The following is a 10,541-nucleotide window of genomic DNA, read 5'->3' as shown; positions in this document are numbered from 1 at the left end:
GCGCGCGTGGAGAATGGAGGACGGCAACGGGAGGAGCAGGAGTGGGTGTGAAGGTCGTGGTCATGGGTGTGTCGGGGTCGGGCAAGTCGACGATCGGTCAGGCCGTGGCCGATGCGCTCGGCGCTGCGTTCGTCGACGGCGACGACCTCCATCCGGCGGCCAACGTCGCGAAGATGGCAGCGGCCATCCCGCTCACGGATGCCGACCGCGAGCCCTGGCTGCGTGCGGTGGGGCGCACTCTCGCCGCGGGCGGCGATGCCGGCGTGGTCGTCGCGTGCTCGGCCCTCAAGCGGGCGTACCGCGACCTGATCCGCAGCGAGGCGCCCGGCACGGTCTTCGCCGAGCTCGACGGCCCGCGCGAGCTCCTGGAGCAGCGGATGATCCGACCCGGCCACTTCATGCCGGCCTCCCTCCTCGACTCGCAACTCGCGACGCTCGAACCCCTGCAGCCCGACGAGGCCGGCCTCCGCCTCGACATCGACCGGCCGCCGGCGGACCTCGTCGCCGCGATCGTGGATCGCACCGCTCGCCGCGTCGGGTAGACTGGGCCACTGAACTTCGGCGAGGGATGCAGCATGCATCCGTTATCGACGCGGTGGAGCAGGCTTCGCAGTCTTTCCTCGCGCACCTCGATGCGCTCGAGTCGACATCCCACAACTGCGAGCCCCCGGCTCGCCCGAGAGCCGGCCTCGCCGGCAAGGAGGCATCATGGCTGACGAGTCCAACAAGGTCGTCGCGGAGGTCCGCGACAGCTTCGGCAAGGGCGCTGCCCGCAAGATCCGCGCCGCCGGCAAGATCCCCGCGGTCATCTACGGCCACGGCACCGACCCCGTCCACATCACCGTCCCGGCGCACCAGGTCGGCCTGCTGCTCCGCAAGGCCAACGCGGTCCTCGACCTCGACATCGACGGCACTCACCAGCTCACCCTGGTGAAGGACGTCCAGAAGGACCCGGTGCTCCAGATCATCGAGCACCTCGACCTGCTGGTCGTGCGTCGCGGCGAGAAGGTCCAGGTCGAGGTGCCCGTGCACGTCGAGGGCGAGCCGTTCTCCGGCACCATCGCCGTGCTCGACATCCCGACCATCAAGCTCGAGGTCGAGGCCACCCACATCCCCGAGCGCATCGTCATCGACGTCACCGACGCCGAGGAGGGCACCCAGTACCACGCCAAGGACTTCGCGCTGCCGACCGGCGCCGTGCTGGCCGAGGACGAGGACCTCCTGATCCTCAACATCGTCGTGCCCGCCGCCGCGCGTGCCGACGAGGAGGAGGCCGCTGAGGAGGCCGCCGCTGAGGAGGCCGCCGAGGGCGCCGCCGCCGAGTCCGCCGAGTAATCACTCCGCATGGCCGATCCTCTGCAGCAGGAGGGCCCTTGGCTCGTGGTCGGGCTCGGGAATCCCGGGCCCGGCTACGCAGCCACGCGTCACAACGTGGGTCAGATGGTGCTCGACGAGCTCGCCTCGCGCGGCCGGCTCACCTTCAAGACCCATAAGACGAACGCCACGGTCGCCGAGGGGCGTCTCGCCCCCGGCGGGCCGCGGTTCGTCCTGGCCAAGCCGAACACGTATATGAACGTGTCGGGCGGCCCGGTGTCGCAGCTGCTCCGGTTCTATTCGCTCGACCCGTCGCGGCTGATCGTCGTGCAGGACGAGCTGGACATCCCGTTCGACACCCTCAAGCTCAAGTTCGGCGGAGGCCACGGCGGGCACAACGGCGTACGCGACGTGATCGCCGCGACCGGCACCGGCGACTTCACGCGGGTGCGCGTCGGCGTCGGCCGGCCTCCCGGTTCACGCGCCGCGGCCGACCACGTCCTCGCCGGCTTCAGCTCGGCGGAGCGCAAGACCCTGCCGATCCTGGTCGCGGATGCGGCCGACGCGGTCGAGCAGATCGCGACCGACGGTCTCACCGCCGCCCAGAACCGCTTCCACACCGAGCGCTGACGCCCGCAATCAACTGCCGAGGGGCACGTCGTTGTCCCTTTCGGCGCGCGAAAGGGACAACGACGTGCCCCTCGATCAGTTCGATCAGGCGGGCGGGAGGGTCAGGCCCAGCGCCGCCGTGTAGACCAGGAACGACACGATCGGCGCCGCGGCAGCGACGGCGATCCCGACGATGCCGAAAGCGCGTCCGCGCTTGGTCGCCGCGGCGATGATCCCCAGGACGAGCGCGGTGATGCCGAAGATCGTGCCGAGGAGGATCTGCGCGCCCATCAGCAGACCGATGGGCGCGAACGCCGCGGCCTGGTCGGGGGTGAGATCGGAGGTGTTGAAACTGAAGGACGTCGCCGTCCGGGACGCGAGCGGACCCGCGCTCATCCCGACGACGACGGACGCCGCGACCGACAGCACGAACACCGAGAGGGCGATCACCATGGAGGCCACTCCGAGCGTGCGCGGCCGCGGCGGAGCCGGCGGAGCGGAGTAGTAAGGCGGAGGGGGAGCGACGGAGTACATCGCAGGGCCGGGCGTCCACTGCTGGGCCGGATCCCCTCCCTGGGGAGCGGGGAAGACCGGGCCCGGCTCCGGTCCCGTCGGCGGAAACGTGCTCATCGTGCGGACTCCTCACTGGCGCTTCACGCCGGATGCTCAGCCAGAGCGTAGCCGACGTCGGGCGGCGGCTCAGGACGACACGGTACCGTCTCGGACCATGAAGTTGTATACGCGCGAGTGGGGCACCGGCGACCGCTACGCGGTCCTCGTCCACGGTGTCATGTCCGACTCGCGCAACTGGCGGCGGGTCGGGCCCGTGCTCGCCGAGCGCGGCTACCACGTCGTCGCCGTCGACCTCCGTGGCCACGGCCACAGCCCGAGGGCGGCGGAGTACACCGCCGACCTGATGGCGGAGGACATCCTCGAGACCGTCCCGTACGCACCGGAGCTCGTGATGGGACACTCGCTCGGCGGTCTCACGGTGAGCCTCGCGGTCGACCGTCTCCACCCCGAGCGAGCGGTCTACGTCGACCCCGCGTTCTCCTGCCCCGCGGCCGGGTGGCTCCAGTTGAAGCTCGCACCCGCCTTCCTCCGCACGCTCGCCCGGCAGTCGGCCGCGAAGATCGCCAAGCGCAACCCGCGCTGGGATCCCATCGACGTCGCGATCGAGCGCGAGACGTTCGAGTCGTTCCACCGCGCCGCGATCCCGGCCGTGCTCGCGCCGAGCGTCATGCGGGCGCCCGAGCACCTGGCCGTCCCGTCCCTGGTGATGCTGGCCGACAACTCCTACCTGGTGAAGCCCCACGTCGCCGATCACCTGCGCGCCACCGGCTTCGATGTCCGGGTGGTCGCCGGAAGCGGGCACGTGATCAACCGCGACGACCACGACGGATTCATGCGGGCGCTGGACGGATGGATCTGAGCGTCGTCGTCGTCGCGAGGACGCGAGACGTCCTTTCCGCGCTGCCGAGCGGCCCGCTCGGGCGGACGGCGGAGGCCCGCCGGCGCGCGCTGCGCTCGCAAGCCGACCGTGACGACTTCGTGGCCGCCCGCCTGCTCGCGGCCCGTGCGCTCCGGGAGGCGGGGGCGGGGGACGTCGCGCCGGCCGCTCTGCAGCAGCGCTGTGCCGTCTGCGGGGGAGCCCACGGCAGGCCGCTCCCGGTCTCCGGGCTCCAGGTGAGCTGGTCGCACTCGCGCGGCTGGGTCGCGGCCGCCGCCTCGCCGGCACCGGTCGGAGTGGACGTCGAAGTGTCCTCCGATGCCGCGGTCGGAGAGGCGGGAGTTCCGCTCGACGCGCTGACGCCGGCCGAGCGTACGCTGCTGGCGGCCGCTGCCGACCCGGCCCGCGCCTTCCGACTGGCGTGGACGGCGAAGGAGGCCTGCATCAAGGCGGGCGCCGCACACCTCGACGGCCTCGGACGCGTCGAGGTGCTCGCCGCGCCGGATCGGTTGGTCCCGTCTTTCGGCGGCCTGTTGCTGAGCAGCCGCGCGTTCCGCGGTGCGACCGCCGCCGCGGCCGCCGAGGCGCCCGCGATCTGGCACACGCTCGGGGATCGGGGAGACCTCCTCTCCCTCCCGGTGGGCGGACGTTCCGTCGGTACCCCCGCGTAGACTTTCCCGAGTGATACTGCAGGGCTTGATCGCGGCGCTCGAGCGCGCCTCCACGTTCTCCGACGCACTGGCCTATGCGGGGCGCGATGCCGACTTCTCGCTGACGGACGGACTGCGCGTGCCGCTGCTCGCCGGCCTGGTCGGCAAGCGCGCCGCCGCGGGTGCCTCGCAAGCCGTCCTCGTCATCACCGCGACCGGCCGCGAGTCGGAGTCGGTGCGCGCCGCACTGCCGTGCGTGCTCCCCGACGCCGAGATCGTCGAGTTCCCCGCGTGGGAGACGCTGCCGCACGAGCGGCTGAGCCCCAGCCCCGAGATCGTCGGCAAGCGCCTCACCGCCCTGCGCAGGCTCGCGGACTGGTCGGCCCAGCGTGAGGCGGGGGAGGCCGCGCATCCGTTCGTCCTCGTCGCGTCCGTGCGCGCCGCCCTGCAGCCGCTCGCCGACAACCTCACCGATTACGCGACGATCTCGCTCGCGGCGGGAGGCCGGGGCTTCGACCTCGGCGGGCTCGCCCTCCAGCTGGTCGACCTGGCGTACGCCCGCGTCGACATGGTGACCCGGCGCGGCGAGTTCGCCGTGCGCGGCGGCATCCTCGACGTCTTCCCGCCCACCGCGGAGCACCCGTACCGCGTCGACTTCTTCGGCGACGAGGTGGAGCAGATCCGGGCGTTCTCGGTCGCCGACCAGCGTTCGCTGCCCGAGCCGATCCCCGCCGTGTCGCTGCCGCCGAGCCGGGAGCTGCTGCTCAGCGAGCCGGTGCGCCAGCGCGCCCGCGAGATGGAGCACGAGTTCCCGAGCCTGTCGGCGATGCTCGCCAAGATCGGCGAGGGCATCCCGGTGGAGGGTATGGAGTCGCTCGCACCCGCGCTCGTCGACCGGCTGGTCCCGCTCACCCACTACCTGCCCGCGGGGGCCGCGGTCGCGGTGCTCTCGCCCGAGCGGGTGGCGTCGCGCGCGGTGAGCCTCGCCGAGACCAACCGCGAGTTCCTCACGGCCGCCTGGAGCGCCGCGACGGTCGGCGCCGCCGCCCCGATCGATCTCGCCGCCGGTGACTTCCTCACGCTGCAGCGACTGCGCGACTCGGTGAAGTTCAGCCGGCCGGGCGAACAGAATCCGGACCACCCGTGGTGGACGTTCTCCGGCTTCCAGGCGGGTGTGGGCGATGAGCCCCCGCTCGAGCGCGAGGTGGAGGAGTACCTCCAGGTGCGCGTCGCGGCCGACGCGGTCCCCAGCTTCCAGGGCAATGTCACCGGGGCCGTCGAGCACGTGGCCCAGCGGCTCCGCGACGGCTGGCAGGTCGCGATCGTCGCAGAGGGCGCCGGCCTGGTCGAGCGTGCGGCCCAGGTGCTCGCGGACGCCGAGCTCCCCGCCCGCCCCGTCGACGCGTTCCCGGCCGACCCCGAGCCGGGCGTGGCCTACCTGCTGCGGGCGAACGTCGAGCACGGCTTCGAGATGCCGGAGCAGAAGCTCGCTCTGATCGGCGAGAGCGAGTTCTACGGCCGTTCGGTCGGCTACGAGTCGCGGCAGGTCAAGAAGCTCGCGACCCGGCGCAAGAACGTCGTCGATCCTCTGGCGTTGAAGCCAGGCGACTACGTGGTGCACGAGACCCACGGTATCGGCAAGTTCATCGAGCTGACGCAGCGCGAGGTGTCCAGCGGAGGCCGCAACGCCGTCAAGTCGAAGCGCGAGTACCTGGTGCTCGAGTACGCGCCATCCAAGCGCGGCTACCCCGGCGACAAGCTGTACGTGCCGACCGACCAGCTCGACCTGCTGACCCGCTACGTGGGCGGCGAGGCGCCGCAGCTGTCCAAGATGGGCGGCAGCGACTGGTCGGCCGCCAAGGGACGGGCGCGCCGTGCGGTGCGCGACATCGCGGTCGAGCTCGTCAAGCTCTACTCGGCGCGCATGGCCAGCAAGGGGCACGCCTTCGGGCCGGACACCCCGTGGCAGCGCGAGCTCGAGGAGGCCTTCCCCTTCGCCGAGACGCACGACCAGCTGCAGACGATCGACGAGGTGAAGGCCGACATGGAGCGGCCGATCCCGATGGACCGTCTCATCTCGGGCGACGTCGGCTTCGGCAAGACCGAGATCGCCGTGCGCGCGGCGTTCAAGGCCATCCAGGACGGCAAGCAGGTGGCGATGCTCGTCCCGACGACGCTGCTGGTCAAGCAGCACGCGGAGACCTTCCTGGAACGCTTCGCCGGCTTCCCCATCCACCTGCGCCAGCTCAGCCGGTTCCAGAGCGACAAGGAGGCGCGCGAGACGCTGCGCGGCATGGCCGACGGCACGGTCGACATCGTGATCGGCACGCACCGCATCCTCGCCGACGGGGTGACGTTCAAAGACCTCGGCCTGGTCATCATCGACGAGGAGCAGCGATTCGGCGTCGAGCACAAGGACGCGCTGAAGAAGCTGAAGACCAACGTCGACATCCTCGCGATGAGCGCGACGCCGATCCCGCGCACGCTCGAGATGGCGGTCACCGGCATCCGCGAGATGTCGACCCTCGCCACCCCGCCGGAGGACCGGCACCCGATCCTCACGTTCGTGGGCCCCTATTCCGAGCGTCAGGTCGCCGCCGCCATCCGGCGTGAGCTGTTGCGCGAGGGCCAGGTGTTCTTCGTGCACAACCGGGTCGGCTCGATCTCGGCCACCGCGGCCAAGCTGGCGGAGTTGGTTCCGGAGGCGCGGATCGCCGTCGCCCACGGCCGCATGAACGAGCACGCGCTCGAGCAGGTGGTCGTGGACTTCTGGGAGCGCAAGTTCGACGTGCTGGTCTCCACGACCATCATCGAGACCGGTCTCGACATCTCCAACGCCAACACGATCATCATCGACCGCGCCGACAAGTACGGCCTGAGCCAGCTCCACCAGCTCCGCGGCCGGGTCGGGCGTGGGCGCGAGCGGGCGTACGCGTACTTCCTGTGGGACGAGGACAAGCCGCTCAGCGAGACCGCCCACGACCGGCTCTCGACGATCGCGGCCAACAACGACCTCGGCAGCGGCATGCAGGTCGCGCTCAAAGACCTCGAGATCCGCGGAGCGGGCAACCTCCTCGGCGGCGAGCAGTCCGGTCACATCGCCGGCGTCGGCTTCGACCTGTACCTTCGCATGATCGGGGAGGCCGTGTCGACGTTCCGCGGCGAGGTCGCGGAAGGGCAGACCGAGCTGCGCCTGGAGCTGCCCGTCGACGCGCACATCCCCGAGGAGTACGTCGACAGCGAGCGGCTGCGGCTCGAGGCTTACCAGAAGCTGTCGACGGCGAGCGCTCCGGCGGCGAAGGACGGTCAGATCGACCTGGTGCTGGAGGAGCTGACCGACCGCTACGGCGAGCCTCCCGAGCCGGTCGTGAACCTGATCGCGGTCTCGCGGCTGCGCCGGGCGGCGCAGCGCGCGGGCCTGGGGGAGGTCGTGGCGATGGGCTCGAACCTCCGTCTCGCGCCGGCGCAGCTGCCGGACTCGCTGCAGGTGCGCCTGCAACGCATGTACCCGGGGTCGAAGTACCACGCCGCTCCCCAGGTGGCGATGGTCCCGCTGCCCCGCGTGAACGGCGAGGCCCCCGACGACGCCGACCTGATCGAGTGGGTCTCGACCCTGCTCGGCGCGCTTTTCCCCGCTCCCGAGCCCGCCTCGGAGCCGGCTGCCTGATCCGTCTGCGCCGCGCGCGATCTCCGGAGTTGCGGTAGCCGCGCAACTGTATCGACTGTACTATAAGTACCGATACAGATGGGAGGGGTCGTGCGCATCGAGATCGATCCGACGGCGGAGACGCCGCTCTACCAGCAGCTCCACGACCGCGTCATCGACGCGATCGCGCGCGGCGAGCTGCGCGAAGGCGACGCCCTCCTCTCGGTGCGCCAGGTGGCCGTGCGGTTCGGGATCAACGTCGCGACGGTCGTCAAGGCGTACGACGCCCTGCGGCAGGAGGGGATCGTCCGCACGAGCAGGCGCTCCGGCTCCGTCATCGCGCGCGACGCCGAAAGCGGGCCCGCCGACGAGCAGTTCCTCGCGGCCTGGCACGAGCGACTCTCGGCCGTGATCGCCGAGGGCGTCGCCCACGGCGTGCCACAGGCAGAGCTCGAAGCCCGCGCCGCACGCATCACGACCGCATTCGCGGAGGCCCGCGCGGACAACCCGCCGCGGGATCGGAAAGGACACACCCCATGACCGCCGTACTGGTGAGCACCCTCGCCGTCGCGACGCTGATCGCTGCGATCCTCCTGATGCTGCCGGCGATGAGCCGCACCACCCTCCCGCTGGGCGTCCTGGTGCCGCGCAGCCGCGCGGCCGATCCCGTCGTGGTGACGGCCGTGCGGCGGTTCCGCATCGTCGTGGTCGTGGCCTACGTCGTCGCGCTCGCCGTCGCGGCCCTCGTCGCACCGCTCGGCCCTGCGGCCCCGCCGCTGGCCGCCACGTTCGTGCTGCTCGTCGGGTCGGTCGCCGGCTACCTGTTCTGCCGCAGGAGCATCCAGGCCGCGAAGAGTGCGGGCGGCTGGCTCGACGACGTCCCCGTGCGCATCTCCGGCAGTCTCACCCCGGACAGCGCCGCCCGTCCGCGCCCCGCGTACGGCTGGTTCGCCGCGGCGTTCGTCGTTCTGGCGGCGGCCGCAGCCGTCGGCGTCGCGCTGTACGACAGTCTCCCCGAGACCATCGCGGTGCACTGGAACGCGAGTGGACAGGCAGACCGGTTCGCCGAGAAGTCGTTCTGGTCGGTGTTCGCGCCGCTCCTGATCGGCACCGGAGTGCTCGCCCTGATCGTCGGCATCGCGTTCGTCGTCCAGCGGGTTCCGTGGCGGCGCGGGGCCGGGGACCGCCCGGAGGTCGCCGAGCGGATCGGCGCGCTGCAGGCGCACCTGACGCAGTCGCTGCTCGGCTGGATCGCGTTCATCGTGGCCGCCGCGATCTCCTCGCTCTCGGTGCTCGGCTGGTGGCGTGCGGAGTCGAGCGCGCAGAGCGCCGGCATCGCCGTCGTGACGGTGTGCCTGCTCATCGTGATCTTCGTCGTGATCGCCGCGTACGCCGCCCGCCTGGTGAGCGGCACCCGTGCGATCCGCGCGGGCGCCGAAGTACCGGGAGGTGCCGCCGGTGCGGCGCGCGACACCGTAGACCCGCGCGACGACGATCGGCACTGGAAGGGCGGCCTGATCTATGTCAACGCCGGCGATCCCGCGCTGTTCGTCCCGAAGCGGTTCGGAGCAGGTCTGACGCTCAACCTCGGCCACCCCGGAGGCATCGCGATCGCCGTCGTCACTCTGCTGGTGATCGTCGCGGCTCTTCTGCTGCCGGTTCTGCTGCGCTGACCCGCGTGCCCGCGTGCGCCGCCGGGTGGGGGTGCAGCCTCCGGTTGCGGCGGGCGAGAAGCGTGACGAGCACGCCGCTCAGCACGATCGACACCGCGGATCCGAGCAGGACCGCGATGGTGCCCTCCGAGCGAACGGTGGCCGATCCGGCGAACGCCAGCTCGTTCATGAGCAACGACACGGTGAAGCCGATGCCGCCGAGGGACGCGATGGTCACGAGCGCGAACACGGGGAGGCGGCCGCGTTCCTCGCGCGGGCGCGTGAACGACCCCAGCCAGCCGCCCAGCGTGATCCCCACCAGCTTGCCCACCGGCAGGGCGATCAGGATGCCCCAGAACGCCGGCGACAGCTCGGACGGCGAGACGGCCGGGATGACGACGAGCGCGGCCGAGAACGCGAACAGCGGCAGGATGAGCCCGTTCGACCACGGCTCGAGCGCGTGCGTCACGCGCCGGGCCGGCGCTCGCGACATCACCAGACCGAGGGCGACGCCCGCGATCGTCGCGTGCACGCCGGAGTCGTAGACCAGCCACCAGGCCAGCACGGCGAGCAGCACCATCAGGACGCCGACGGGCCAGCGCAGCCTCCCGCGCAGCATCCGGCTCAGGAGGCCGAACGCCGCCACCACCACGGCGGCGGCACCGAGCTCCAGGAGGTTCGGGTCGGTCGTGAAGAACACCGCGATGATGATGATGGCGACGAGGTCGTCCAGCACGGCGAGCGCGAGCAGGAAGACCCGCATCCGGTTCGGGAGGCCGCGCCCGAAGACGGCGAGCACGCCGAGCGCGAAGGCGATGTCGGTCGCGGTGGGGATCGGCCAGCCGTCACCGAGGCCCGAGCCTCCGGCGATCGCCAGATAGATGAGCGCGGGAACCAGAACGCCGCACGCGGCGGCGATCGCGGGGTGGATCGCCTTGGCGAACGAGTTGAGCTCGCCTGCGACGAGCTCGTGCTTGAGCTCCACCGCCACGATGAAGAAGAAGATCGCGAGCAGTCCGTCGCTGATCCAGTGCCCGACGCTGAGGTCCACCAGGCCGCCGCCGACGTGGGCGTGCTGCAGGTCGAGGAGCGCCGGGCCCACGGCGGTGTTCGCCAGCAGCAGGCCGAGCGCTGCGGCGCCCAGCAGGAGTCCTGCGGCGGTGCGTTCGGAGCGGATGATGCTCATCGGAAGGCCTCTCGTGCGCGGTCGGGTACGACAT

General features: G+C 71.5%; 10 protein-coding genes. 8 read left to right on the top strand and 2 right to left on the bottom strand.

Features of this window, described 5'->3' with window-relative positions; all coding sequences use genetic code 11:
* The first annotated feature begins 41 nt into the window (after window positions 1–41).
* The 3 genes from JNB50_RS15060 to pth all read left to right on the top strand — a co-directional run bounded on the left by JNB50_RS15060 (window position 42) and on the right by pth (window position 1,944).
* Window positions 42–542: a gluconokinase gene (locus tag JNB50_RS15060; protein WP_307794735.1), complete on the top strand. Its 501-nt coding sequence runs from the start codon at window positions 42–44 to the stop codon at window positions 540–542.
* Window positions 543–708: 166 nt separating this feature from the next.
* The gene (locus tag JNB50_RS15055) at window positions 709–1,335 is read left to right on the top strand and encodes a 50S ribosomal protein L25/general stress protein Ctc (RefSeq protein WP_208040996.1); all 627 of its coding nucleotides are present in this window, start codon (window positions 709–711) and stop codon (window positions 1,333–1,335) included.
* Window positions 1,336–1,344: 9 nt separating this feature from the next.
* Window positions 1,345–1,944, top strand: coding sequence for an aminoacyl-tRNA hydrolase (gene pth, locus JNB50_RS15050; protein WP_208040995.1), 600 nt, complete (start codon window positions 1,345–1,347; stop codon window positions 1,942–1,944).
* Window positions 1,945–2,028: 84 nt separating this feature from the next.
* Here the strand turns inward: pth and JNB50_RS15045 are convergent, their stop codons facing one another.
* A complete protein-coding gene (locus JNB50_RS15045; protein ID WP_243768497.1) occupies window positions 2,029–2,553 on the bottom strand; it encodes a hypothetical protein in 525 nt (174 codons plus the stop codon).
* A gap of 97 nt (window positions 2,554–2,650) precedes the next feature.
* Between JNB50_RS15045 and JNB50_RS15040 the strand changes: the two genes are divergently transcribed.
* From JNB50_RS15040 to JNB50_RS15020, 5 genes are all read left to right on the top strand, one after another.
* Entirely contained in the window at window positions 2,651–3,355 is a 705-nt protein-coding gene (locus tag JNB50_RS15040) for an alpha/beta fold hydrolase (RefSeq protein WP_208040994.1), read from the top strand.
* On the top strand, window positions 3,346–4,044 hold the full coding sequence (locus JNB50_RS15035) for a 4'-phosphopantetheinyl transferase superfamily protein (protein ID WP_208040993.1): 699 nt from the start codon (window positions 3,346–3,348) through the stop codon (window positions 4,042–4,044). Before JNB50_RS15040 ends, JNB50_RS15035 begins: the two co-directional genes overlap by 10 nt.
* A gap of 10 nt (window positions 4,045–4,054) precedes the next feature.
* Window positions 4,055–7,690, top strand: a complete 3,636-nt coding sequence (gene mfd, locus JNB50_RS15030; protein ID WP_208040992.1) for a transcription-repair coupling factor — start codon at window positions 4,055–4,057, stop codon at window positions 7,688–7,690.
* Between the two features lie 90 nt (window positions 7,691–7,780).
* Window positions 7,781–8,209 (top strand): GntR family transcriptional regulator, encoded by a 429-nt coding sequence (locus JNB50_RS15025; protein WP_208040991.1) that lies wholly within the window; start codon window positions 7,781–7,783, stop codon window positions 8,207–8,209.
* Window positions 8,206–9,342, top strand: a complete 1,137-nt coding sequence (locus JNB50_RS15020; protein ID WP_208040990.1) for a DUF1648 domain-containing protein — start codon at window positions 8,206–8,208, stop codon at window positions 9,340–9,342. The genes JNB50_RS15025 and JNB50_RS15020 overlap by 4 nt, the downstream gene beginning before the upstream one ends.
* Here JNB50_RS15020 and JNB50_RS15015 read toward each other — a convergent pair.
* The gene (locus tag JNB50_RS15015) at window positions 9,290–10,507 is read right to left on the bottom strand and encodes a Na+/H+ antiporter NhaA (protein WP_208040989.1); all 1,218 of its coding nucleotides are present in this window, start codon (window positions 10,505–10,507) and stop codon (window positions 9,290–9,292) included. The genes JNB50_RS15020 and JNB50_RS15015 overlap by 53 nt on opposite strands.
* Between the last annotated feature and the right edge of the window lie 34 nt (window positions 10,508–10,541).

Origin of the sequence: Leifsonia sp. TF02-11, assembly GCF_017565305.1 — a bacterium.
Taxonomy (GTDB): Bacteria; Actinomycetota; Actinomycetes; order Actinomycetales; family Microbacteriaceae; genus Leifsonia.
The sequence above is the reverse complement of the archived record's forward strand: the minus strand, read 5'-3'. Positions and strand labels throughout refer to the sequence as shown.

Coding starts and splice junctions, on each gene's coding strand:
- JNB50_RS15055 (WP_208040996.1), top strand. CDS start 709: ATGGCTGACGAGTCCAACAAGGTCGTCGCGGAGGTCCGCGACAGCTTC.
- pth (WP_208040995.1), top strand. CDS start 1,345: ATGGCCGATCCTCTGCAGCAGGAGGGCCCTTGGCTCGTGGTCGGGCTC.
- JNB50_RS15045 (WP_243768497.1), bottom strand. CDS start 2,553: ATGAGCACGTTTCCGCCGACGGGACCGGAGCCGGGCCCGGTCTTCCCC.
- JNB50_RS15040 (WP_208040994.1), top strand. CDS start 2,651: ATGAAGTTGTATACGCGCGAGTGGGGCACCGGCGACCGCTACGCGGTC.
- JNB50_RS15035 (WP_208040993.1), top strand. CDS start 3,346: ATGGATCTGAGCGTCGTCGTCGTCGCGAGGACGCGAGACGTCCTTTCC.
- JNB50_RS15020 (WP_208040990.1), top strand. CDS start 8,206: ATGACCGCCGTACTGGTGAGCACCCTCGCCGTCGCGACGCTGATCGCT.
- JNB50_RS15015 (WP_208040989.1), bottom strand. CDS start 10,507: ATGAGCATCATCCGCTCCGAACGCACCGCCGCAGGACTCCTGCTGGGC.